General features: G+C 71.3%; 20 protein-coding genes and 1 tRNA gene. 10 read left to right on the plus strand and 11 right to left on the minus strand.

Going from position 1 to position 24,358, the window contains the following annotated elements:
• Nucleotides 1–52 precede the first annotated feature (52 nt).
• A complete protein-coding gene (locus ACGFMM_RS16740) occupies nucleotides 53–931 on the minus strand; it encodes a hypothetical protein (protein WP_393647071.1) in 879 nt (292 codons plus the stop codon).
• Nucleotides 932–1,125: 194 nt separating this feature from the next.
• On the opposite strand from ACGFMM_RS16740, the gene ACGFMM_RS16745 reads away from it, so the two are divergent.
• Complete coding sequence (locus tag ACGFMM_RS16745) at nucleotides 1,126–1,902, plus strand: S1 family peptidase (protein ID WP_393647072.1); 777 nt, start codon at nucleotides 1,126–1,128, stop codon at nucleotides 1,900–1,902.
• A 53-nt stretch (nucleotides 1,903–1,955) separates the two neighbouring features.
• On the opposite strand, the gene ACGFMM_RS16750 is transcribed toward ACGFMM_RS16745, so the two are convergent.
• Entirely contained in the window at nucleotides 1,956–3,701 is a 1,746-nt protein-coding gene (locus ACGFMM_RS16750) for a beta-galactosidase family protein (protein WP_393647073.1), read from the minus strand.
• Nucleotides 3,702–3,825: 124 nt separating this feature from the next.
• Between ACGFMM_RS16750 and ACGFMM_RS16755 the strand changes: the two genes are divergently transcribed.
• From ACGFMM_RS16755 to ACGFMM_RS16780, 6 genes are all read left to right on the plus strand, one after another.
• On the plus strand, nucleotides 3,826–4,704 hold the full coding sequence (locus ACGFMM_RS16755; protein ID WP_393647074.1) for a helix-turn-helix domain-containing protein: 879 nt from the start codon (nucleotides 3,826–3,828) through the stop codon (nucleotides 4,702–4,704).
• 20 nt (nucleotides 4,705–4,724) lie between these two features.
• On the plus strand, nucleotides 4,725–5,084 hold the full coding sequence (locus ACGFMM_RS16760) for a chorismate mutase (RefSeq protein ID WP_393647075.1): 360 nt from the start codon (nucleotides 4,725–4,727) through the stop codon (nucleotides 5,082–5,084).
• Nucleotides 5,084–6,064 (plus strand): asparaginase, encoded by a 981-nt coding sequence (locus ACGFMM_RS16765; protein WP_393647076.1) that lies wholly within the window; start codon nucleotides 5,084–5,086, stop codon nucleotides 6,062–6,064. Before ACGFMM_RS16760 ends, ACGFMM_RS16765 begins: the two co-directional genes overlap by 1 nt.
• A 74-nt stretch (nucleotides 6,065–6,138) precedes the next feature.
• The gene (pepN, locus tag ACGFMM_RS16770) at nucleotides 6,139–8,631 is read left to right on the plus strand and encodes an aminopeptidase N (protein WP_393647077.1); all 2,493 of its coding nucleotides are present in this window, start codon (nucleotides 6,139–6,141) and stop codon (nucleotides 8,629–8,631) included.
• A gap of 130 nt (nucleotides 8,632–8,761) precedes the next feature.
• Nucleotides 8,762–10,150 carry a pyridoxal phosphate-dependent decarboxylase family protein gene (locus ACGFMM_RS16775; RefSeq protein ID WP_393647078.1) on the plus strand — a complete coding sequence of 463 codons (1,389 nt, stop codon included), beginning with the start codon at nucleotides 8,762–8,764 and terminating at the stop codon, nucleotides 10,148–10,150.
• Nucleotides 10,147–11,571, plus strand: coding sequence for a lysine N(6)-hydroxylase/L-ornithine N(5)-oxygenase family protein (locus tag ACGFMM_RS16780; RefSeq protein ID WP_393647079.1), 1,425 nt, complete (start codon nucleotides 10,147–10,149; stop codon nucleotides 11,569–11,571). Before ACGFMM_RS16775 ends, ACGFMM_RS16780 begins: the two co-directional genes overlap by 4 nt.
• Before the next feature lie 12 nt (nucleotides 11,572–11,583).
• Here ACGFMM_RS16780 and ACGFMM_RS16785 read toward each other — a convergent pair whose 3' ends face one another.
• Complete coding sequence (locus ACGFMM_RS16785) at nucleotides 11,584–13,386, minus strand: bifunctional metallophosphatase/5'-nucleotidase (RefSeq protein ID WP_393647080.1); 1,803 nt, start codon at nucleotides 13,384–13,386, stop codon at nucleotides 11,584–11,586.
• 142 nt (nucleotides 13,387–13,528) lie between these two features.
• Between ACGFMM_RS16785 and ACGFMM_RS16790 the strand changes: the two genes are divergently transcribed.
• Both ACGFMM_RS16790 and pyk read left to right on the plus strand, forming a co-directional pair.
• Nucleotides 13,529–14,215 carry an SIMPL domain-containing protein gene (locus ACGFMM_RS16790; protein WP_393647081.1) on the plus strand — a complete coding sequence of 229 codons (687 nt, stop codon included), beginning with the start codon at nucleotides 13,529–13,531 and terminating at the stop codon, nucleotides 14,213–14,215.
• A gap of 135 nt (nucleotides 14,216–14,350) precedes the next feature.
• Nucleotides 14,351–15,784, plus strand: coding sequence for a pyruvate kinase (gene pyk / locus ACGFMM_RS16795; protein WP_393647082.1), 1,434 nt, complete (start codon nucleotides 14,351–14,353; stop codon nucleotides 15,782–15,784).
• Between the two features lie 90 nt (nucleotides 15,785–15,874).
• On the opposite strand, the gene ACGFMM_RS16800 is transcribed toward pyk, so the two are convergent.
• A tRNA-Leu gene (locus ACGFMM_RS16800) sits at nucleotides 15,875–15,947 on the minus strand.
• A gap of 102 nt (nucleotides 15,948–16,049) precedes the next feature.
• Here ACGFMM_RS16800 and ACGFMM_RS16805 point away from each other — a divergent pair.
• Complete coding sequence (locus tag ACGFMM_RS16805; RefSeq protein ID WP_393647083.1) at nucleotides 16,050–16,703, plus strand: ANTAR domain-containing response regulator; 654 nt, start codon at nucleotides 16,050–16,052, stop codon at nucleotides 16,701–16,703.
• A 94-nt stretch (nucleotides 16,704–16,797) separates the two neighbouring features.
• Here ACGFMM_RS16805 and ACGFMM_RS16810 read toward each other — a convergent pair whose 3' ends face one another.
• From ACGFMM_RS16810 to ACGFMM_RS16840, 7 genes are all read right to left on the minus strand, one after another.
• On the minus strand, nucleotides 16,798–17,514 hold the full coding sequence (locus tag ACGFMM_RS16810; protein ID WP_393647084.1) for an ABC transporter ATP-binding protein: 717 nt from the start codon (nucleotides 17,512–17,514) through the stop codon (nucleotides 16,798–16,800).
• A complete protein-coding gene (locus tag ACGFMM_RS16815) occupies nucleotides 17,511–18,551 on the minus strand; it encodes an ABC transporter ATP-binding protein (RefSeq protein WP_393647269.1) in 1,041 nt (346 codons plus the stop codon). Before ACGFMM_RS16815 ends, ACGFMM_RS16810 begins: the two co-directional genes overlap by 4 nt.
• 5 nt (nucleotides 18,552–18,556) lie before the next feature.
• Nucleotides 18,557–20,320, minus strand: coding sequence for a branched-chain amino acid ABC transporter permease (locus tag ACGFMM_RS16820; protein WP_393647085.1), 1,764 nt, complete (start codon nucleotides 20,318–20,320; stop codon nucleotides 18,557–18,559).
• A gap of 5 nt (nucleotides 20,321–20,325) precedes the next feature.
• The gene (locus ACGFMM_RS16825) at nucleotides 20,326–21,258 is read right to left on the minus strand and encodes a branched-chain amino acid ABC transporter permease (RefSeq protein WP_393647086.1); all 933 of its coding nucleotides are present in this window, start codon (nucleotides 21,256–21,258) and stop codon (nucleotides 20,326–20,328) included.
• A 291-nt stretch (nucleotides 21,259–21,549) separates the two neighbouring features.
• Nucleotides 21,550–22,782, minus strand: coding sequence for a branched-chain amino acid ABC transporter substrate-binding protein (locus ACGFMM_RS16830; protein WP_393647087.1), 1,233 nt, complete (start codon nucleotides 22,780–22,782; stop codon nucleotides 21,550–21,552).
• A 431-nt stretch (nucleotides 22,783–23,213) separates the two neighbouring features.
• Nucleotides 23,214–23,642, minus strand: a complete 429-nt coding sequence (locus ACGFMM_RS16835) for a hypothetical protein (protein WP_393647088.1) — start codon at nucleotides 23,640–23,642, stop codon at nucleotides 23,214–23,216.
• A gap of 185 nt (nucleotides 23,643–23,827) precedes the next feature.
• On the minus strand, nucleotides 23,828–24,319 hold the full coding sequence (locus ACGFMM_RS16840; protein ID WP_393647089.1) for a PaaI family thioesterase: 492 nt from the start codon (nucleotides 24,317–24,319) through the stop codon (nucleotides 23,828–23,830).
• Between the last annotated feature and the right edge of the window lie 39 nt (nucleotides 24,320–24,358).

Raw genomic sequence — 24,358 nt, forward strand, 5'->3', positions numbered from 1 at the left:
GCAAAGCCCCCGTTCGCCAAATCAGCCCGGCGACCGGCCCCCGGACCGGCCGCTACGGCTCGCAGTCCAGGACCGTCCGGCACAGTCCGCAGCGCGCCCGCACGCGCCGTCCGGACGCCGGGATCCGGATCCGCTGCCGGCAGGTCGGGCAGGGGAACGAGACCCGCAGCGAGGTCCCGGCGCCCTCGAAGGAGTACGGCGCGCCGGGCGCCGCGAGGCCGTGCCGGCGCTCCTTGGCGTACCGGTGCCGGCGCGCCCAGCCGGCGTCCGCGAGCGGCGGCCGGCGGGCTTCGCGCCGCGCCAGGTCGAGGCCGCGCGCGTAGGCCTCGTAGGCCTGCGGGCTGGTGAACCAGGGGGAGGGGTCCTCGTCGAAGACCCGGGCCCGCAGGGCCAGGACGTAGCCGAACTCCTCGGGGGTGAGATAGCCCAGCTTCTGGCTGGTCAGCTCGTCCTCGCGGAACGCGTCGAGCAGCAGCCAGCCGGCGCCGAGGTAGGTCGTGACGGTGTCGGTGAGCAGTTCGTTCTCGCGCCGGCCGGGGAACCCGAGGGCGAGCCGGTGCAGCAGTACGTGGGTGATCTCGTGGGCGAGCGCCGCGCCGATGTCCCGGCGGTGCCGCCGGAAGCGGTCGTTGAGCTCGATGAAGTACTCGGGTCCCGCGGTCAGTTCGACGGCGGCCGCGTGCTCCATGGCCCGGAAGCTCACGACCATCCGCGCCTCGGGAAGCCGCAGGTGCCGGACGAGCGTGCGGGCGATCCGCTGGGCGCCCAGGTGGAGGTCCTCGTCGTCGCCGAAGGCCACGTCGGCCGGGGCGACGCTGGCCCCGTGGGCGAGCACGCCGTCCGCCGAGAGGCGCTTGTAGAGCGCGGTGATCGCGCCGTGCACCGTGTCGAGATGCGGGAATCCGTGTACGACTTCGCCACCGTTCGCCACGATCAGCCGCCCCTCCGCCTCCGCGTCCCGTCTCCACTGTACGTGCGGCCCCGTGTGTACTTCTGGCCGAAAGAGCGCTCTTGTGTGCGGCCCGCGCCGCTCCGCACAATCGGACCGCAACTTGACGGGCTCATGCCATTCGGGTGGGTCCTGTCGGGCTGCGCGACGAACAACCCCCCACGAGAGGCAGTCAGTTGAAGAACACGCTTGTGCGTTTCCTGAAGAGAACAGCGGCGGCCGGCGCGGTCATCCTCGCCGCGGTGAGCCTCCAGCCCAGCTCCGCGACCGCGGCTCCGGCGCCGGTCGTCGGCGGCACCAGGGCCGCCCAGGGCGAGTTCCCCTGGATGATCCGGCTCTCCATGGGGTGCGGCGGCTCGCTGCTGACCCCGACGGTCGTCCTCACCGCCGCCCACTGCGTGGACGGCTCCGGCCCGAACACCGGCATCACCGCCACGGCCGGCGTCGTCGACCTGCAGAGCAGCAGCGCCGTCAAGGTCAAGTCCACCAAGGTCTACCAGGCCCCCGGCTACAACGGCACGGGCAAGGACTGGGCCCTGATCAAGCTGGCCTCGCCGATCACCTCGGTGCCCACCCTGAAGATCGCCGAGACCACCGCGTACAACAACGGCACGTTCACCGTCGCCGGCTGGGGCGCCACCCGCGAGGGCGGCGGCCAGCAGCGGTACCTGCGCAAGGCCACCGTGCCGTTCGTCTCCGACGCCACGTGCAAGAGCGCCTACAGCGAGCTCGTCGCCGGCGAGGAGATCTGCGCCGGCTTCAACGAGGGCGGCGTCGACACCTGCCAGGGCGACTCCGGCGGCCCCATGTTCCGCCGCGACAACGCCGGCGCCTGGATCCAGGTCGGCATCGTGAGCTGGGGCTACGGCTGCGCCCGTCCGGGCTTCCCGGGCGTGTACACCGAGGTCTCCACCTTCGCCTCCGCCATCAAGTCGGCGGCGGCCACCCTGTAACACCTGAGCACATCCCCGGGGGCGGGCCGCTCGCCGGCCCGCCCCCGGGCACGTCACGTCAGCTCCGCCCCCGCCCCCGCAGGGCCCTCCAGTTCCAGCACCCACACCTCGTTCCGGCCCTCGCGGAGCACCGGACCCGGTACGTACAGGGAGTGCTGGGGGCCCGCGGACCAGTAGCGGCCCAGACAGAAGCCGTTGACCCAGACGAAGCCGCGGGTCCAGCCGGGGAGCGCCAGATCCGCGTCGCCCGCGCCGGCCACCTCCATCGGCAGGCGGTACAGGCCCGGCCCGCCGTCCGCGACCGGTGCTGTGAACGGGAGCTTCGCCACCGCCTCCGGCGCGAAGGCGTCGAGGCGCAGGCCCTGGGCCCGTACGCCGTGCAGGTACTGCCGCTCGTGCCGCAGCCCGCCGGTGATGCCCTTCGGCTCGGCCAGCCGCGGCCCGTAGTTGACCCGGCCCAGCGACTCCACCCACAGCTCCACCGACGCGGACCCCGCCACCGGCTCCGGCAGCACTCCGTCCTCCGTGTCGAGCACGCCCGCCCGGACGCCGTCCACGTACACCACCGCCCGGTCCCGCAGCCCCGCCGCCGTCAGCGGGTACGGCTGCCGCGGCCCCGGCACCTCGACGCGGTAGCGGACCACGCCCCGGTCCACGCCCAGCTCCTCGAACGTCGGCGGCAGCGGCGCGAACCGCTCCTCGTCGCCCAGGCCCTCCAGTACTTCCGGCAACGGCAGCCATTCGGTCACCGCACCCGACACCGGCGCGCCGAGCCGCGCCGGCGGCTCCGGCACCTCGGGCAGCGGCCCGTCCGCGTACCCGGCCAGCACCTCGCGGAACCGCCAGAACTTCTCCGTCGGCCGCCCCCGCTCGTCCACCGGCGCGTCGTAGTCGTACGAGGTCACCGTCGGCCGCAGCAGCCCCTCGTGCAGCTCGCCCGCCCGGTTCGCGCCCGCCCAGCCGCCGAAGCTCGTGCCGCCGTGCGCCATGTAGACGTTCACCGACGCCCCGCACTCCAGGATCTCCCGCAGCGCCGCGGCCGCGTCCCCCGCGTCCCGCACCGCGTGCCCGGCGCCCCAGTGGTCGAACCAGCCGCACCAGAACTCCATGCACATCAGCGGCCCCCGCGGCCGGTGCCGACGCAGCACCCCGAACGCCTCCCGCGCGCCGGAGCCGAAGTTCGCCGTCGGCAGCACCCCCGGCACCGAACCGCCCGTCAGCATGTGGTCCTCGGGCCCGTCCGAGGTGAACAGCGGCACGGTCACCCCGCACTCCACCAGAAGGTCCGCGACCTTGCGCAGATACGCCGCGTCGCTGCCGTAACTGCCGTACTCGTTCTCCACCTGCACCAGCACCACCGGGCCGCCCCGGTCGATCTGCCGCTCGGCCACCTGCGGCAGCAGCCGCCGGAACCAGTCCGCCACCGGCCCGAGGAACTGCGGGTCGTCCGTCCGCACCCGCCGCCCCAGCGGACCGGTCAGCCAGTGCGGCAGTCCGCCGTTCTCCCACTCCGCGCAGATGTACGGACCCGGCCGCACGATCGCCCACAGCCCGGCCCGCGCCGCCGCGTCCAGGAAACGGCCGAGCGCGGCCACGTCCCCGTACCGGCCCGGCCGCGGCTCGTACAGGTTCCAGGGCACGTACGTCTCCACGCAGTTGAGCCCCATCGCGCGGAGCATCCTCAGCCGGTGCTCCCACTGGCCCTCGTGCACCCGGAAGTAGTGCAGCGCCCCCGACAGCAGCCGCACGGGCCGCCCGTCCAGCAGAAAATCCGTCTCACCCACCGCGAATCTGCTCATGGGCCCACCCTCACCCTCTGGCGGAGGACGGGTCCATGGACAAAGATCGTCGCTGTTTGGACGTACGCACGGCCGTGCGACGCGCGTACGGGCGAGCCCACGAGCAGGACAGGAGGGGGCGCGGATGTACCACACCTGGATGCGCTACTTCACGCCCGGCCCGGTCCACCACCGGCTCGGCCTGGTCTGCCTCGGCGTCGGGCTCCAGCACGGCGCGCTGCCCACCGTCGGCCCCCGCACCCTCGACCACCACGTCGCCGTCGTCGTCAGCGCCGGCAGCGGCTGGTACCGCGCCCCCGACGGCCGGCGCACCACCGTCACCGCACCCGCACTGCTCTGGCTCACCCCCGGCGTCCCGCACCACTACTCCGCCGACCCCAGGACCGGCTGGGACGAGGCCTTCGTCGACTTCACCGGCCCGGCCACCGCCACCTACACCGAACTCGGCTGCATCGAGCCCGAACGCCCCGTCGTCCCGCTCTCCGACGCGAGCGGGCCGCGCGCCGTCGTCGGCCGCATCGCACGCGCCGCCCGGCGCGGCAACCCGCTCCTGGAGGTGGAGACCGCCGCGGCCGTCCACGAACTGCTCGTCGCACTGCGCCGGGCCCGCGCCGACACCAACGCCGAAGGCGACCCCGTGCTCACCGCCCTGGCCCGGGACGCCTTCCGGCCGCTCTCCGTCGCCGAGCACGCCGCCCGGCACGGCATGACCCCCGCCGAGCTGCGCACCGCCGTACGCCGGTCCGCCGGCTGCAGCCCGAAGGACTACCTGCTGACCATCCGGCTCGGCCGGGCGAAGGAGCTGCTCGCCGCCACCGAGCTGCCCGTCGCCGCGGTCGCCCGCCGAGTGGGCTACGACGATCCGGCGTACTTCTCGCGGCTGTTCACCCGGCGCGTCGGCATCGCCCCGGTCCGCTTCCGTGAGCAGCAGGGACGCGCGGTGCCCGGTGGCTGGAGCGACCGGATCCCGGATCCCGAACACCCTCCGACGATCGCCGGGTGATCGGGCTAGGCTCGCTGCTCATGAGCGAGATCGACGAGTCCGTACGGGCCGAGCTGACCCGGCTGCGCGAGAGCATCGACAACATCGACGCCGCGGTCGTGCACATGCTCGCCGAGCGCTTCAAGTGCACCCAGCAGGTGGGCGTCCTCAAGGCGCAGCACCACCTCCCGCCGGCCGACCCGGCCCGCGAGGGCCGGCAGATCACCCGGCTGCGGCAGCTGGCGGAGAACGCCAAACTGGATCCGGCGTTCGCCGAGAAGCTGCTGAACTTCATCATCGCGGAGGTCATCCGCCACCACGAGACCATCGCCGACGAGACGATCGCCGACGAGACGGGTACGGGTACGGGTACCGGTACGGGCATGGAGGAGAAGGACTGATGGGCCGCGTCACCGTCTTCACGCTCGGAGGGACCATCTCGGCGCGCGGCGGCGACGCCAGCCGGCTGAGCGGCGCCGAGGTCCTCGGCGCCGCCGGCGCCGACGTCGACCTGCGCGACTTCCGCCGCCTGCCCAGCTCCTCCCTCTCCCTCGCGGACCTGCACGCCCTCGCCGACGAGGTGCGCGCCACGGTCGCCGCCGGCTCCGGCGTCGTCGTCGTCCAGGGCACCGACACCCTGGAGGAGACCGCCTTCCTGCTCGACCTGCTCTGCGACACCAAGGAGCCCGTCGCGGTCACCGGCGCGATGCGCCGCCCCGACCTGCCCGGCGCGGACGGCCCCGCCAACCTCGCCGCCGCGGTCGCCGTCGCCGGCGACCCCCGCTGCCGCGACCTCGGCGTCGTCGTGGTCCTCGCCGACGAGATCCACGCCGCCCGGTACGTCCGCAAGACCCACACCACCTCCGTGGCCACCTTCGCCTCGCCCGGCGCGGGCCCCCTCGGGCACGTCGTCGAGGGCGCCCCCCGGATCCTGCTGCGGCCCCCCGCCCCCACCGTCGCCCACCCGCTGCGGCTCGACCCGGACGTACGGGTCGCCCTGGTCACCCTGTCGCTCGGCGACCGCGGCGAGCTCCTCGACGCCGTCGACGACCGCTTCGACGGCCTGGTCGTCGCCGCCTTCGGCGCCGGCCACGTCCCGAACTGGCTGGTCGAGCCCCTGGAGGCGCTGGCCGCCCGGATGCCCGTCGTCCTCGCCTCCCGCACCGGCTCCGGCGCGACGCTCTCCCACACATACCGCGGCCCCGGCTCGGAGTACGACCTGCTGCACCGCGGCCTCGTCCCCGCCGGCCTGCTGGACCCCGTCAAGGCCCGGCTGCTGCTGCACGCCCTCCTGTCCAGCGGAGCGAAGGGCCCGGCCGGCTACGACCGCCCGCGCATCACCGCCGCGTTCGCCCACCTCGCAGGCGCCGGCCTGGCCTGACCGGCCGGGCTGCTCGCCCACAGCGGAATCCGGGCCCCTGCCCGCCCACACCCCCATCAGGCAGCATGGGGCCCATGTCCGTACTCACGCGCGACGAAGCGCAGACCCGTGCCCGGCTCCTCGACGTCCACCATTACGCCGTGGAGCTCGACTTCACCACCGGAGACGACACCTTCGACTCCGCCACCACGATCCGGTTCACCGCCCGCACCCCCGGGGACACCTTCGTCGAGCTGAAGCCGGCCGCCCTGCGCTCGGCCACCCTGGACGGCGCGCCGCTCGACCCCGAGGCGCTGACGGAGAACCGGCTGCCCCTCACGGGTCTCACCGAGGGCGAGCACGAGCTGCGGATCGACGCGTCGATGCGGTACTCCCGCACCGGCGAGGGCATGCACCGCTTCACCGACCCCACCGACGACGAGTCGTACGTCTACACCCAGCTGTTCATGGAGGACGTGCAGCGGGTCTTCGCCGCCTTCGACCAGCCCGACCTGAAGGCCGTCTTCGAGCTGACCGTCACCGCCCCCGAGGGCTGGACCGTGCTCGCGAACAGCGTCACCGAGCAGCAGGAGGACGGCCGCTGGAAGGCCGCCCCGACCCCGCTGCTGTCCACGTACTTCGTCGCCGTCGCCGCCGGCCCCTGGCACTCCGTCCGCACCGAGCACGCCGGCCTGCCGTTCGGCATCCACTGCCGCCGCTCCCTCGCCCCGTACCTGGACGCCGACGCCGACGAACTCCTCGACGTCACCAAGGCGCTCTACGACCGGTACCACGAGAAGTTCACGGAGCCGTACCCCTTCGACTCCTACGACCAGGCCTTCGTCCCCGAGTTCAACGCGGGCGCGATGGAGAACCCCGGCCTGGTCACCTTCCGCGACGAGTTCGTGTTCCGGTCCGCCGTCACCGACACCGAGCGGCAGACCCGCGCCATGGTGATCGCCCACGAGATGGCGCACATGTGGTTCGGCGACCTGGTCACCCTGCGCTGGTGGGACGACATCTGGCTGAACGAGTCGTTCGCCGAGTACATGGGCTACCAGACGCTCAACGAGGCCTGCTCCGACCGCTTCCCCGACACCTGGATCGACTTCGGCGTCACCCGCAAGGCGTGGGGCTCCGACGCCGACCAGCGCCCCTCCACCCACCCCGTCGCCCCCGACCCGGACGCCGTCCCCGACACCGCCTCCGCGCTGCTCAACTTCGACGGCATCTCGTACGCCAAGGGCGCCTCCGCGCTGCGCCAGCTGGTCGCGTGGCTGGGCGAGAAGGACTTCCTCGCCGGCATCAACACCCACTTCCGCCGGCACAGGTTCGGCAACGCCACCCTCGCCGACTTCATCGACAACCTCGCCTCCGCCACCGACCGCGACGTCCACGGCTGGGCCGAGCAGTGGCTGCGCACCACCGGCGTCGACACGCTGACCCCGCGGCTCACCGGCGAAGGCGACCGGGCGGGACTGGCCGTGGACCGGGACGGCGCCCGGCCGCACCGGATCGCCGTCGAGATCTACGACCGCGACGCCTCCGCCGCGCTCGTACTGCGCGAACGGCGCGAACTCGACGTCCCGCAGCAGGAGCCGGTCGAGCTGCCCGGCCCGCGCCCCGCGCTGGTCGTCCTCAACGGCGAGGACCTCACGTACGCCAAGGTCCGCTTCGACGGGACCTCGCTCGAGACGGCCCTGCGCTCCCTCTCCCGCATCCCGGACGCCCTGACCCGCGCCGTCGTCTGGAACGCCCTGCGCGACATGGTCCGCGACGGCGAGCTGGAGCCCGTGGCCTACCTGGAGACCGCCCTCGCCCACCTGCCCGAGGAGAGCGAACTCGCCGTCGTCCAGGGCGTGCTCGGCTTCGCCCGCACCCAGATCGCCGACCGCTTCGTCCCCGCCGAGGACCGCCCCGCTGCCCTCGCCACGATCAACGCGATCGCCCGCGACCTGCTGCGCCGCACCGAGGACGGCGACGCGCCCGGCCTGCGCCTCACGGCCGTGCGCACCCTGATCGACAGCGCCACGACCCCCGACAAGATCGCCTCCTGGCTCGACGAGGGCACCGTCTTCGGCGGCCCCGAGCTCGACCCCGAGCTGCGCTGGCGCATCCTCGCCCGCCTCGCCGTCCTCGGCGCCACCGACGAGACCGCGATCGAGGCCGAAGTCGCCCGCGACCCCTCCGCCTCCGGCCAGGAGGGCGCGGCCCGCTGCCGCGCCTCCCTGCCCACCCCCGAGGCCAAGGCCGCCGCCTGGTCGGCCATGTTCGCGTCGGACGACCTGTCGAACTACCTCTTCACGGCCACCGCCCACGGCTTCTGGCAGCCGGAACAGTCCGACCTGACCCGCCCGTACGTCACCCGCTTCTACGAGGACGCCCCCGCCCTGGCCACCCGCCGCGGCCCCGCCATCGCCGAAGCCGCCGGCCGCTACGCCTTCCCCGCCCACGCCATCGACGAGGACTCGCTGACCACCGGCCGCACCCGCCTCACCCAGCCCGACCTCACCCCCGCCCTCCACCGCAAACTGATCGACCAACTCGACGACCTGGCCCGGTCCCTACGCGTCCGCTCCGGCAACTAGCCGAGGACGGCGAGGAGTAGGCGCCGAGCCTCGTGGACGGCCGCTCTTGTCAAGGGCGGCCGTCCCCCGTTCGGGTTACTCGAACCGCCTTGCCGGACATACCGGCAGAATCCCCGGCACCCTGTCGTCCATGTGTGCCGCATCCCCGCCCCCGCCCCTCGCCGGAGGAACGTCCGGTCCCGACGCGCTGCGTCCGCTGCTCGACACCGTGCTCGACACGCTGCGGTCCGGCGCGGCCGAGCGGGGCGGGCCGCTGCCCCGCGGGGGGCCGGACGGCGTCGCCGGGCGCGTACGGGCGGCGCTCGGCGACACCGCGCTGCCCCACACCGGCGCCGGGGCCGGCGAAGCGCTGCGGCTGCTCGTGCACACCCTGGCCGCCGGCGCCGCCGACCCCGCCGACCCGCTCTGCGTGGCGCACCTGCACACCCCGCCCCTCGCGCTCGCCGTCGCCGCCGATCTCGCCGCGTCCGCGCTCAACCCCTCCATGGACTCCTGGGACCAGGCCCCCGCCGCCTCCGCCCTCGAAGCCCTCGTCACCAGCGCCCTCGCCGCCGAGGTCTACCCCGGCGCACCCCACGCCGACGCGCTCGTCACCACCGGCGGCACCGAGTCCAACCAACTCGCCCTGCTCCTCGCCCGGGAACGCCACGGTTCCGTCCGCGCCGTCGTCGGAGCCAACGCACACCACTCCTTCGCCCGCGCCGCCTGGCTGCTCGGCCTGCCCGAACCCGTCGTCGTCCCCACCCCCAACGGCACCATCGACCCCGTCGCCCTCGACGAGGCACTGACCGACCTCACCGGCCCCCTCCTCGTCGCCGCCACCGCCGGCACCACCGACACCGGCAGCATCGACCCGCTCATCCAGATCGCCGACCTGTGCGACGCCCACGGCGCCGAACTCCACGTCGACGCCGCATACGGCGGACCCGTCCTGTTCAGCACCACCCACCGCGTCCTGCTCGCCGGACTCGACCGCGCCCGCAGCGTCACCCTCGACCTGCACAAACTCGGCTGGCAGCCCGCCGCCGCCGGACTGCTCGCCGTCCGCGACGCCGCCGACCTCGCGCCGCTCGCCCACACCGCCGACTACCTCAACGCCGACGACGACACCGACGCCGGACTGCCCGACCTCCTCGGCCGCTCCCTGCGCACCACCCGCCGCCCCGACGTGCTCAAGACCGCCGTCACCCTGCGCGCCCTCGGCCGCACCGGACTCGGCGCCCTCGTCGACAGCTGCATGGACCAGGCACGCCACCTCGCCCGACTGGTCGAGAAGGCCCCCGGCCTGGAGCTGTACGCCGCGCCGACCCTCACCACCGTCCTGTTCCGGCCCGCCGCCGCCGGCGACGACACCGTCGCCGCGGTCCGCCGCGATCTCCTCACCGACGGCCGCGCCGTCCTCGGCCGGGCCCGCGCCGACGGCCGGCTCTGGCTCAAGGCCACCCTGCTCAACCCGCACACCGCCCCCGGCGACCTGGAAGAGATCCTCACCCTCGTGGAAGGCAGCACCGACCGATGACGGCCAGCACCCCCCGCAACGCCCCCGAGCACCCCCACGACCTCGTCGGCGTCGGCATCGGCCCGTTCAACCTCTCCCTCGCCGCCCTCGCCCACGGCGTCCCCGGCGGCCTCGACACCGCGTTCTTCGAACAGCGGCCCGAGTTCCACTGGCACCCCGGACTGCTCATCGACGGCGCGACGCTCCAGGTCCCTTTCCTCGCCGACCTGGTGACCCTCGTCGACCCCGCGAGCCCCTGGTCGTTCCTCAACTACCTGCGCGCACAGGACCGGCTCTTCCCGTTCTACTTCGCCGAGACCTTCCACATCCAGCGCGCCGAGTACGACGCCTACTGCCGCTGGGTCTCCACCCGGCTCCCCGGCCTGCACTTCGGCCACCAGGTCGACTCCGTCCGGTGGAACCCCGAACGCGCCCTGTTCGAAGTCGACCACAGCCGGCTCGACGCCTCCGGCGAGGCCGAGGCGCTCGGCCGCACCTACGCCCGCAACGTCGTCCTCGGCGTCGGCACCGAACCGTACGTCCCCGAACCCCTGCGCCCCCTCGCCGACGCCCCCGGCGTACCCGTACTGCACTCCGCCGACTACCTCGACCACCGCGCACGCCTCGTCGCCGCCGAGCACGTCACCGTCATCGGCTCCGGCCAGTCCGGCGCCGAGATCTTCCTGGACCTCCTGCGCGCCCGCCCCGCCGGCGCGGAGAAGCTCCACTGGCTCACCCGCACCGAGGCCTTCGCCCCCATGGAGTACTCCAAACTGGGCCTGGAGCACTTCACCCCCGACTACACCCGCTACTTCCACGGCCTGCCCGAACCGGTCCGCAACGACCTCGTGCCACGCCAGTGGCAGCTCCACAAGGGCATCGACACCGACACCCTCGCCGCCGTGCACGAAGAGCTCTACCGCCGCACCCTGCACGGCGGCTGGCCGGACGCCGTCATCACCCCGGGCGTCCGTGTCCGCACCGCGGGACGGGTCGCCGCAGCCAAGGTCGAACTGCACCTGGAGCACCTCCAGCAGGGCAGCCGCTCCCGGCTCACCACCGACGCCGTCGTCCTCGCTACCGGCTACCGCGAACGCTCCGTCGAACGCATGCTCACCGGCCTCGCCCCGTACCTGCGACGCGACAGTGCCGGCCGGCCCCGCATCGACCAGGCCTACCGGCTCGTCCTCGACGACTCCGTCACCGGCAGCGTCCACGTACAGAACGCCGAGAAGCACACCCACGGCGTCGGCGCACCCGACCTCGGCCTCGCGGCCTGGCGCAGCGCCACCATCCTCAACGCGATCACCGGCAAGGAGCCCTATCCGCTGCCCCGCCGCACCGCCTTCACCCGCTTCGGCCTGGACGGGCGAGAGGCGCCCCGCATCCCGGCCCAGGGCCCGGAGCTGACGCCTCTCACCCCCCTCACCGACAGGTCCTGAAGACGCGGCGCGCTAGAACACCGGCACGCCGTCCCGGGTCAGCTTCCAGCCCACCGAGGCAAACCGGCCCGGGTCGACCGTGCCCTCCGCCTTCACCCACTGGATGATCGTGTTGCGGATCTCGTCCGAATTCGCCCACAGCTGCTCGGCCTTGGCGACATGCGGGAACGCGCCGCCACCGCTGGCCCGGTAGTTGTTCACGGCGAGCACGAACCGCGCAGCCGGGTCGAGCGGCGCACCCCCGAACGACAGGTTCACGATGCGCGAACCGGCCGGCTTCGCGATGTCGATCTCGTACGTCAGCCCGGACACGGCGTCGTAGTTGTAGTCCGGGGTGCCGTCCGCGTTGGTCAGCTTCGCGGTGTCCACCGGAGCCCCGGCCGGAGTCCGCACGTAGTACTTCGCCGAGTACTCCAGGTACTCCTTCAGCTGGGCGCCCGTCATCAGCCGGGCCTCCAGCGTGTTCTCGAACGGGTACAGGCCCGCCGCGTCCTTGAGCGTGACCTGCCCGGCCGGGATCCGGGCCGTCCGCGAGAAGCACGACGCCTGCGAGAGCACCGGCAGCGCCGCGTACGCGCCGCCCGCGAGGGCCGCCTTCACCGTCTCGGCCTGGACGTGGTTGATCAGATCGATGATCGGCTCGTCCTTCCACGGCGCGTCGACCGTCGTCATCGCGGCCGTGGAGGTGCCGATGACCTGGTTCACGTACGCCACGACCTTGGTGTGCTCGTCGCCGAGCAGCTTCGTGATCGCCGGGTCCTCCTCCACCGTGTTGGAGTTGAGCACCTGCGCCGAGACCTTCTCCACCGTCCAGCGGCCCCTGCCCCACACCAGCTCGAAGTCGAACAGGGTCAGCCGCTGGCCCCACTTGAGCGGCTCGGACAGCACGACGTCCTGCCCGGTCTCCTTGTTCTTCACCCGGTACTCGGGGATCTCGGTGTGCGCGTGGCCGACGAGGATCGCGTCGATGCCGGGAACCTGCTCGGCGACGAGTCCGGCCGCGTTCTCGACGTACGGCAGCTGATCGCCGTACGAGGACGTGCCGCTGGATCCGGAGTGCGCGGAGACGACGACCACGTCCGCCCCCATCGAACGCAGCCTCGGCACCCACTTCGCGGCCTGCTCCTCCAGGCCGGGGAAGACCATCTGCCCCGTGACGTTGGCCTTGTCCCAGATCGCGATGCCCGGGTTGGTCAGGCCCAGGATCGCCACCTTCACGTCCCGGCCGTGCGGGGTGCGCAGCCGGTGGATGCTGTACGGCGCGAACGCCGGCCGCAGCGTCCGCGCGTCCAGCGCGTTGGCGCCGAGCAGCGGGAAGTCGCACTGTTCCTCGAACTTCCGCAGCACGGGGATGCCGTAGTTGAACTCGTGGTTGCCCAGCGCGGCGGCGTCGTACCCGATGGCGTTCATGGCCTGCGCCATCGGATGCACCGGGCCGCCGGTCTTCGTGATCGGGTCGACCTTGGCGTAGTAGTACGACAGCTGGGTGCCCTGGATGGTGTCGCCGGCGTCGATCAGCAGCGTGTTGCGGCGGCCCTTCGCCTCGCGGACCCGGGTGACCAGGGTGGAGATCTTCGCCAGGCCGACGTCGTTGTGGGCCTTGTCGTCGAACTCCTTGTCCGTGAAGTAGTCCCAGTTGAAGACGTTGCCGTGCAGGTCGGTGGTGCCCATGACGGTGAACGAGTACCGCTTGGGCCCGCGCCCCGGGGCCGGTGCGGCGGCGGCCTCGGCGGGGGCCGCCACACCTGCCGCGAGGGCGGCTCCCGCTCCGGCGGCGACGGAGCTCTCGAGGAACGTCCGGCGGTTCAGCGGCATGGGTACTCCTTGATCTCGACGGTGCACAACGCGCGTAGATTCTGGCTCAGGAGTCACCCGGGGAACACCCCTTTCAGATGACGGAATGCGAAAGTGTTCGAAGGAGCGAGGCTGGAGACATACGGACGAGGGGAGCCCACCCATGCCCACCGACGGATTCACCACCGAACCCGGCCCGCAGAGCCCGCGCGTCACCGTGCGCGGCGAGGCGCGCCTGGAGGTCGACCCCGAGCTCGCCCGCATCGGCGTCACCGTGGGCGCGCGGGGCACGGACCGGGACAACACCCTGCGCGACCTGACCCGGCGCAACACGGAGGCCCTGGAGCTGATCAAGTCGTACGGCGACGCCGTCGAACGCCTGGAGACCGGCGCCTTCACCCTCACCCCCGAACCCGCCCGGCACGGCCGCGGCGAGCGCGTGCGCGCCTACAGCGGCCGCGTCCACCTCACCGCCGAACTCACCGACTTCACCGCACTGGGCGAACTCGCCACCCGACTGGCCGAACACGAACTCACCCGTGTCGACGGCCCCTGGTGGACCCTGCGCCCAGACTCCCCGGCGTACGCCCGGGTCCGCCGGCTCGCCGTCCGGGCAGCCGTCCAGCGTGCCCGCGAGTACGCCGAAGCCCTCGGCACGACGCTTGACGCCCTGCTCGAACTCTCCGACACGGGCACGGACCTGATCCCGCCGCCCCAGGCGGGCGGACTGCGGATGGCCTTCGCGGCGGAGGCGGTCGAACCCACGCCCCCGCTCACCCTGGAACCCCAGCTCCAGACGGCTTCCGCGGAGGTCACGGCGAGATTCACTCTGCACCCGCCTACGCTGTAGAACGACCCCTCCGGACGCTCATCGGAGCAGGGGTCCGCACATATTCAAGACTTGTCAACAACCTTTCATGTAAAGGTTGTTGGTCCGTCATGACAGTCCCATGTTCTACCCGTTGGTAATGCCTAGGCTCGACTCATGCGCCGAGCGAAAATCGTTTGCACCCTGGGCCCCGCCACCGCCACATACGACCAGATCAAAGCCCTGATCGAGGCCGGAATGGATGTGGCCCGGTTCAACCTCAGCCACGGCACCTATGCCGAACACGAGGAGCGCTACCGGCATGTGCGCAAGGCCGCCGAGGAGACGGGACGGAGCGTAGGCGTCCTCGCGGACCTTCAAGGCCCGAAGATCCGCCTCGGCCGATTCCGTGAAGGTCCCGTACTCCTTGAACGCGGCGACGAGTTCACCATCAGCGTCGAACCGGCCGCCGAGGGTGACCGCCACGGCTGCGGCACCACCTACCCCGGCCTCGCCGCCGACGTCACCCCCGGCGAGCGCATCCTCGTCGACGACGGTCGAGTCGCACTCGACGTCACCGCCGTCGACGGCCCCCGCGTCCACACCCGCGTCGTCGAGGGCGGCATGGTCTCCGACCACAAGGGCCTCAACCTCCCGGGCGTCGCGGTCTCCGTCCCCGCCCTCTCCGACAAGGACATCGAAGACCTCCGCTGGGCCCTGCGCACCGGCGCCGACGTCATCGCCCTCTCCTTCGTCCGCACCGGCCGCGACATCGACGACGTCCACCGCGTGATGGACGAGGAGGACCGCCGCGTCCCCGTCATCGCCAAGATCGAGAAGCCCCAGGCGGTCGAGAACATCGACGGCATCGTCGCCGCCTTCGACGGCATCATGGTCGCCCGTGGCGACCTCGGCGTCGAAATGCCCCTGGAGCAGGTCCCGATCGTCCAGAAGCGGGCGGTCAAGCTCGCCCGGCGCAACGCCAAGCCCGTCATCGTCGCCACCCAGATGCTCGACTCGATGATCGACAACTCCCGCCCCACCCGCGCCGAAGCCAGCGACGTGGCCAACGCGGTCATCGACGGCACCGACGCGGTCATGCTCTCCGGCGAGACCAGCGTCGGCCGCTACCCCGTGGAAACGGTCCGCACGATGAGCCGCATCGTGGAAGCGGCGGAGGAGGACATCCTGGCGAAGGGCCTTCCGCCCCTGACGGAACGCAACAAGCCCCGCACCCAGGGCGGCGCCGTCGCCCGCGCGGCCGCCGAGATCGGCGACTTCCTCGGCGCGAGGTTCCTCGTCGCCTTCACCCAGTCCGGCGACACGGTCAAGCGCCTCTCCCGCTACCGCTCGCCCATCCCCCTGCTCGCCTTCACCCCGGACCCGGCCACCCGCGCCCAACTCAACCTCACCTGGGGCGTGGAGACCTTCCTGGGCCCGCACGTCGACTCCACGGACGCGATGGTGGCGCAGGTCGACGAGCACCTGCTGAAGATCGGCCGCTGCAAGAAGGGCGACACCGTCGTCATCACCGCCGGCTCCCCGCCCGGAGTCGCAGGTTCCACGAACATGGTCCGCGTCCACCACATCGGCGACCCGGTGACGGGCTGAGCGGGGCGGGCGGGTCGATCCCACGCGTACGGCTCACGCGTACGGGTGACGATCGCTCAGCGATTGCTGACCTTGGAAAGGAAGGGAAAGTGCCCCGGGTGGGATTCGAACCCACGCTGGATGGTGTTTGAGACCACTGCCTCTACCGCTGGGCTACCGGGGCGCGCCTTCGAAAGAAAGGATGACGGTAACCCGTCGTGTCCCTACCTTACAGGAGGTGGGTAGGCTCGTGGTGAGCAGTATCGCCCCGCAACGAGGAGCCCCCGTGACCGCCCCCGAGTCGCCCCAGCCCGTCGCCGACGACGACAAGTCGCACGTCCCGCCGCTGACGACGCGAGTCGTCATCGCCGAGGACGAGGCCCTCATCCGCCTCGACCTCAAAGAGATGCTGGAGGAAGAGGGCTACTCGGTCGTCGGCGAGGCCGGCGACGGGGCCGCGGCCGTCGAGCTGGCCCGGGAGCACCGGCCGGACCTGGTGATCCTGGACGTGAAGATGCCCGTCCTGGACGGCATCTCCGCCGCCGAGAAGATCGCCGGCGAGTCCATCGCCCCGGTCCTGATGCTCACCGCGTTCTCGCAGCGCGAGCTCGTCGAGCGGGCCCGGGACGCCGGCGCGATGGCGTACCTCGTGAAGCCGTTCAGCAAGAGCGACGTGGTGCCGGCCATCGAGATGGCCGTGTCCCGGTTCGCGGAGCTGAAGGCGCTGGAGAAGGAGGTCGCGGACCTCGCGCAGCGCCTGGAGACCCGCAAGCTGGTCGACCGCGCGAAGAGCATCCTGCAGACGGAGTACGGGCTGACGGAGCCCGCCGCCTTCCGCTGGATCCAGAAGACGTCGATGGACCGGCGCATGTCGATGCAGCAGGTCGCCGAGGCCGTCATCGAGGACTCCGAGGAGAAGAAGGCCGCAAAGGGCCAGTAGGGCCAGTAGGGCCGGCAGGCCTGCAGGACAGCCCGAGACGTGAGAAGGCCCGCCCCACAACGCTGTGGGGCGGGCCTTCGTCCGTCGGGTCCGACTAGTCCTCGCCGAGGTACGTCTTGCGCACCTCGTCGTCGACGAGCAGGTCCGGGCCGGTGCCGGAGAGCTTGATCTTGCCGACCTCGAGCACGTAGCCGTAGTCCGCGAGGGACAGGGCCGCCTGCGCGTTCTGCTCGATGAGCAGGATGGTCATGCCCTCCGCCTTGAGCGTGGCGATGGTCTCCATGATCTTCTGCATCATGATCGGGGAGAGACCCATCGACGGCTCGTCCAGCATCAGCAGCTTGGGCTGGGACATGAGCGCCCGGCCCATGGCCAGCATCTGCTGCTCGCCGCCGGAGAGGGTGCCGGCGGCCTGCTTACGACGTTCGCCCAGGATGGGGAAGAGGTCGTAGGCGCGCTGGACGTCCTTCTCGATGCCGTCCTTGTCCTTGCGGAGGAAGGCGCCGAGCTGGAGGTTCTCGGCGATGGTCAGCTTCGGGAAGATGTGCCGGCCCTCGGGGGAGTGGGCCAGACCGAGCGAGACGACCTTGTGGGCCGGGATGCCGTTGAGCACCTGGCCGTCGAACGTGATCTTGCCGGAGTTCGGCTTGATCAGTCCGGAGAGGGTCCGCAGCGTGGTGGTCTTGCCCGCGCCGTTGGTGCCGATCAGGGCGACGACCTGGCCGGCCTCGACGGAGAAGGAGATGCCCTTGACGGCTTCGATCTTGCCGTAGGCGACCCTGAGGTCCTCGACCTCGAGCAGAGCGGTCACTTGGAGTCTCCTTCGGTGGTGCTGTCCGCGTCCGAAGCGTTCTCGGATGCGGCTTCCGGAGCGTCGTCGGCGGCCTCGTCGGACTCGCCGGCCGCGTCGTCGGACTCGTCCGACTCGGCGTCCGCGGCCTCCGGCTCGGCGTCGGCCTGCGCCTCGGCGGCAGCTTCAGCAGCCTCCTCGGCAGCCTCCTCCGCGTGCGCCTCCGCAGCCTCGACCTCGGCGACCTCCTCCGCGCCCGGAGCCCCCTCGTACGGGGTGCCCAGGTACGCGGCGACGACGCGCTCGTCACCCTGGACGACCTCGGACGTGCCCTCGACGAGCTTCTCGCCCTGGACGAGCACGGCGACCCGGTCGCACAGGTTGAAGATGAACTTCATGTCGTGCTCGATGACGAGGACGGCGATGCCCTTGTCGCGGATGGCGAAGACGAGCTCCTCGGTGGTGCGCGTCTCGTTCTGGTTCATGCCGGCCGTCGGCTCGTCGAGCAGCAGCAGACCGGGGTCGCTGGCGAGCGCCCGGGCGATCTCCAGCTTGCGCTGCTCGCCGTACGGCAGGTTGCGGGCGAGGTGCTCCGCCTTCGCGGCCAGGCCGACGAACTCGAGGAGTTCCATGGCCCGTTCGCGGGAGGCGTTCTCCGCCTTCTTGAAGCCGGGGCCGCGCAGGAGCGCGGACCACAGGCCCTCCTTGGTCCGGGTGTGGCGTCCGACGAGGACGTTCTCCAGGACCGTCATGTTGGAGAAGAGGCGGATGTTCTGGAAGGTACGGGCGATGCCCGCCTTCGTCACCAGGTGCGGCTTGGGCGGCAGCACCGTGCCCTTGTAGCTGACCTGTCCCTCGGTGGGGACGTACAGGCCGGTGAGGCAGTTGAAGAAGGTCGTCTTGCCGGCGCCGTTGGGGCCGATCAGACCGACGATCTCGCCCTCGCGGACGGTCAGGTCGACACCGCGGACGGCGGTCAGGCCGCCGAAGCGCATCGTGACGCCGCTGGCATCGAGGACCGTGGCGGCCGTGGTGGTGGCCGTGGTGGTGGTCGTCATGGCGTTCACGCACCCGCCTTCGCGGTACCGACACCGGACTCGGCGGAGACCCGCTGTTCCGGCACGTCGAGCTTGTCGTCGTTCTCGTGGAACTCCAGCTGCGCCCGCTTGTTGGGGATGAGGCCCTCGGGGCGGAAGCGCATGAGCAGGATGAGCGCGAGACCGAACGCGAGGAGCTGGTAGTCCTTGAGGAAGGCCAGCTTCTCCGGGATGAGGAAGAGCAGCGCCGCGCCGAGGAGCGGGCCGCGGATGGTGCCCATGCCGCCGAGGATGACCGCGGCGAGCAGGAAGGCGGAGTTGGGGGCGACGGGGCCCGCGAAGATGTACATCTCCGGGAGGACCGTGCCCTGGAAGTGGGCCTGGACCGTGCCGGCGACGCCGGCGAGGGTGGCGCCGAGGGCGAAGGCGATCAGCTTGACGCGGAAGCCGTTGATGCCCATGGCGGTGGCGGCGGTCTCGTCCTCGCGGATGGCGACCCAGGCGCGGCCGATGCGGGAGTCCTGCGCGCGGCTGAAGACCACGACGACGAAGACCATGACCAGCAGCATCAGCAGGTAGTAGCTGGCGTAGGTGCTGAGCTCCAGACCCAGGAAGTTGTGGGTCTCGCCGAAGTCGTAGCCGAAGATGTTCAGCGCCGGGATGTTCGGGATGCCGTTCGGGCCGTTGGTGATCTGCGGGCCGTTGTCGCCGTCCATGTTGTTGACGGTGATACGGAAGATCTCACCGAAGCCGAGCGTCACGATGGCGAGGTAGTCGCCGTGCAGCCGCAGCGTCGGTGCGCCGATGACGACGCCGAAGATCAGGGCGACGAACGCGCCGATGACGACCGTGGCCCAGAAGGGCAGCTGGATGTCGAAGGCGGAGGCCGTGGAGCCGGAGACCAGGGCCGCGGTGTACGCGCCGACGCCGAGGAAGGCGACGTAACCGAGGTCGAGCAGACCGGCCAGACCGACGACGACGTTGAGGCCGAGGGCCACCGTCGCGAAGATCAGGATGTTCACCGCGATGACGGTGAAGGTGTCCGTGGTCTGCGTGAAGGGGAAGGCGGCCGCGGCCGCGAAGGCGGCGATCGCGGCGATCTGCCGGTTCTTCGAGGCGATGGCCGAGATGCGGGCGACGAGGCCCGACTTGGACAGGCCCGCGGAGCCGAGACCGGCCAGGATCAGGTAGCCGATGAACAGCTCGCCGTACTCGGTGGAGATGCCGTACGTGACGGCGTACATGCCGATGGCGAACGCGACGACGAGCAGCAGGATCTCGGCCCAGGAGGGGAGCTCACGGGGCTTCGACGGGGTGCGGGTGTCGTCCGGCAGCGCGAAGGCGGCCAGCGGGATCAGCGAGGCGACCGCGGCGACGAAGCCGCCGGGCTCCAGGTGCGCGAGACCGCCGAGCTGGACGGCGATCGCGAGCACGGTGTACCAGGTGGTGCCGAACGCGCCGAGCGCCAGGAAGCGCAGTGCCTTGCTGGAGCCGGCCGGGGTCAGCCAGCGCAGGCCCTTGATGCCGAGCCCGGAGAGGGCGAACAGCGTGACGAGCAGGCCGGCGACGAGGGTGAGGACCTGGAGGCCGCCCGGGTATCCGTTGACCGTGAGGTTGCCGGGGAACTCGGAGGTGTAGGTCCAGGCGAGGAAGGTGCTCGCGACGGTGGCGAGACCGCCGGCGGCGACGACCCAGTGGAGCGGGCCGGAGCCCTTGGCGTCGGTCGACGGGTAGTCGGCGGACACGACGGGGGTCTCGTTCTCGGGGGACTTGTTGAGGTCGGTGGTCATCACGATCACGCCCTGTCCGCGCTGCGCTGTCCGAGGAGGCCTTGTGGCCGGAACAGCAGCACGAGGATGAGGAGGGAGAAGACCCAGATGTCCTTCCAGGCACCGCCGCCGAACTGGTCCATCCCGGGGATGTGCTCGACGTAGGCGATGGAGAGGGTCTCGGCGATGCCGAGGACGACGCCGCCGATCATGGCGCCGTAGATGTTGCCGATACCGCCGAGGACGGCGGCGGTGAACGCCTTGAGTCCGAGCAGGAAGCCCATCTCGAAGCGGATCTGGCCCTTGTCGAGGCCCTCGGCGACCGCTGCGACCGCGGCGAACGCGGCGCCGATGGCGAAGGCCATCACGATGATGCGGTCGGTGTTGATGCCCATCAGCTTCGCGGTGTCCGGGTCCTGCGCCGTGGCCTGCATGGCGCGGCCGCTGCGGCTCTTCGAGACGAAGAGGCCGAGGGCGATCATGCAGAGAGGGGCGGCCACGAGGATGAAGGCGTCGGAGCGCGAGATGGCCAGGCCGTCGAGGAGCTGGAAGCTGTCGCCCTTGAATTCGGGGAAGCTGATCGGCTTCTTGGCGCCGGGGTAGAAGCCCCAGATGAGCTGCTGAAGCACGATCGACAGACCGATGGCCGTGATCAGTGGTGCGAGGCGGGGGGCGCCGCGCAGGGGGCGGTAGGCGAAGCGTTCGGCAGCCATGGCGACGGCCACGGAGACCACCGCGCCGCCGAGGAGCATCACGGGTATCGCGATCGCCAGGGACGTGCCCGAGGGCAGGATCGTGTACGTCGTGAGGGCGCCGAAGCCCCCGATCATGAAGATCTCGCCGTGGGCGAAGTTGATGAGCTGGACGATGCCGTAGACCATCGTGTAACCGATGGCGATCAGCCCGTAAAGGGCTCCGAGGGCAAGGCCGTCGGCCAGCTGTTGCGGCAGTTCGTGCACCGCAGGGCCTCCGATGAGCGTGTCGGATATGAGTCCGGGGGGGGGGGGGGGGTGGGGCCCCGCCCGGGGGGGTTGAAGTTGAGGGGGGGGGTTGGGGGGGGGGGGGGGGCGCGAAAGTGGGGGGCGTGAACAAGGCCCCGGGCCCCGGGGCCCCGCCCGGCGGCCTGGTGGTGCGGCTGGGCGGGCCCCGCGGGCCCCCGGAGGCGGGTGTCTTATTTGTGGCGGGGGGGGGGGGGTTTTGGCCCCCCCCCGCGGCTTGGATCAAGTGGAGCGGGGCATTGCTGTGGTGGGTCAGTCCTCGAAGGTCGCGGACTTCACGTCGGCCCAGGCGCCGGACTTGACCTGGTAGACGGTGAGCTGCTTGTTCGTGGTGTCACCGAACTCGTCGAAGGCGACCTTGCCGGTCACGCCCTCGAAGGAGACCTTGGCCATGGCCTCGGTGACCTTGGCGCGGGCGTCCTCGGGGAGCTTGCCGTCGTTGGCGGCGACGACGGCCTTGACGGCCTGGATGATGGACCAGGCGGCGTCGTAGGAGTAGCCGCCGTAGGCCGCGTACGCGTCCTTGTAGCCGGCCGCCTTGTAGTCCTCGATGAACTTCTTGGCGGTCGGGAGCTTCTCGACCGGGTAGCCGACCGAGGTGGCCAGGTCACCGTCGTTGGCCTCGCCGGACGCCTTGATGAACTCCGGGTCGTAGATGCCGTCGCCACCCATGGTGGGGATCTTCGCGCCGGCCTTCTTGACCTGGTCGGAGAGCAGGCCGCCCTCGGGGTACTGGCCGCCGAAGTAGACGGAGTCGGCGCCCGAGGCCTTGATCTTGTTGGCGGTGGAGGAGAAGTCGGTCTCCTTCACGGTCACGGAGTCGGTGTCGACGACCTTGCCACCGAGGCGCTCGAACTCCTGGGAGAAGATCGCGGCGAGGCCGGCGCCGTAGGTCTGCTTGTCGTTGACGACGAAGACCTTGCGCTTCTTGGCGTCGTTGTACAGGTAGTTCGCGGCGAACTTGCCCTGGACGACGTCGGTGGTGGCGGTGCGGAAGTAGGTCTTGAACGGGCGCTTGAAGTCGCCCTTGCCCCAGTTGTCGCCCTGGGAGAGGGACGGGTTGGTGTTGGCCGGGGAGACCTGGGTCAGGTTGGCCTTCTCGAAGTCCGCCTGCATCGACTGGGCGACGCCCGAGTTCAGCGGGCCGACGACGCCGAGGACGTCCTTGATGCCGACGAGCTTGGTGGCGTTGGCCTTGCCGGTGGCCGGGGTGGCCTGGTCGTCGAGGGCCTCGATCTTGAAGGTGACGCCCGGGACTTCCTTGTTCTTGTTGGCCGTCTGGACAGCCAGGTCCACGGAGTTCTTGATGCCCTGGCCCAGCGCGGAGAGCGAGCCGGTGAGGGGAGCGTCGACGCCGATGACGACGGTCGTGCCGCCCTTGGCGTTGTCGCTGCCACCCTTGTCGTCGCGCGAACCGCAGGCGGTGAGGGTGAGTGCACCGGTGGTGAGCACGGTGGTGAGGACGAGCAACGAACGGTTGCGCACGATGAATCCTTTCCCTGGCGCGGCCCCCTCGAGCTGAGGTGCCGTGTAGCTGGGGTAGCTAGAGGTGCCGTATTTCAACGCCGGGCCGTACGGGTTTCGTACTGGCCTTTGCAAGGACGCGCCCAGCGGCGCGGTGACTGGCCGTGACTCTAGGCGCAGGTGGTGAAGTCGGGGAGCGCCCAGGTCAGGATGTGACTGTCTTGTTATGCCGACGGGGAGAGACGGTGCTCAGGGGGTGGGCAAACTGGGGTAAATCGGGTGGTTGCTTGGTGTTCACATACTGAGAACGCCCAGTTCCGCTAAGGGGCTTGACTCGATCATGGTCCTGTCCGAGCCCCTGGGGGCGTGTCCGGATATCGGACACGCGCCGGTTTGTGACCGGACGGATCGGCGGGTGCCTGCCCTCGCCCCCCCGACCGCGCCGGCATCACTCAGCGTGACGGTGGCGAGGTCGGCGGTCTCCAGTTCTCGGAGCTTCCGGTCGCTCCGTTCGCGGCCGCGCACCGCCGGCGGGACTCCTCGTCGGCGAAGGCGAGCGCGGCCTTCCGTCCCGAGGTGCGCTCCTTCGCGCGGGCCGCGGCGAGCACTTCGTCGTGGAGGGTGAACTGCTCGTTGGAGAACCCCTTTTGCTCCCAGTCCAGTCCCGCCCACTTGCTGCCGTTCAGGGCTTCTTTGACCCAGTACGCGACGAGGTTCGTGCACAGGTCCGTGGGTGTGGTGGCCTGCTGCGTCGGCGTCCGTACGGGTGCGGCCTCGCCGCCGCCCGCGGTCGAGCAGGCGGTCGCGGCGCCCAGGGCGACGGTGACGGTGAGCGCCGTACGCAGGGCGGTCCTGGCCTCGGTGCGCCGTGGAAGCCCCATGGGGGAACGCTAGGCGTTCGGGCGTGGATGCACAACAGACGTGTGACGAGCGGCAGTTGGGAGTGGCCGGCTGGGGCGGGATTCCGGTCCGGGATGTGCGAAGCCCCCGGCCGTCACCGTGGGTGACGCGCCGGGGGCTTCGGCCTGGCTGGGGCCGGGCGGCCTGGCTAGGGCCGGGCCCGGGGTCAGGCCGAGGCGCCGGGGAGGTTCTCCGCGTCCTTGGGGGTCACCTCGCGCAGCATGCAGGTGAGCCGCGCGGTGCAGACCCGCTTGTCCGACTCGTCCGTGATCACGATCTCGTACGTCGCGGTGGACCGGCCGCGGTGCACGGGCGTGGCCACACCCGTGACCAGGCCGCTGCGCGCCCCGCGGTGGTGGGTGCAGTTCAGGTCCACGCCCACGGCGATCTTGGAGACCCCGCCGTGCAGCATGGAGCCCACCGAGCCCAGGGTCTCCGCGAGCACCGCGGACGCGCCGCCGTGCAGCAGCCCGTACGGCTGGGTGTTCCCCTCCACCGGCATCGTGCCGACGACCTTCTCCGCCGAGGCCTCGATGATCTGCACGCCCATGCGGTTGCCGAGGTGCCCGGCCGAGAACAGGGCGGGAAGATCGACGCCCAGCGCGGCGTACTCGTCGATGACCTCCTGCGGGAACTTCACAGTCGTCTGCTCACCCATGGCCCGGCTCCGTTCGTCTGGTGTGTCGCAACGCCTGAG

This window comes from Streptomyces sp. NPDC048604 (genome assembly GCF_043199435.1).
In the GTDB taxonomy this organism is placed as follows: Bacteria; Actinomycetota; Actinomycetes; order Streptomycetales; family Streptomycetaceae; genus Streptomyces.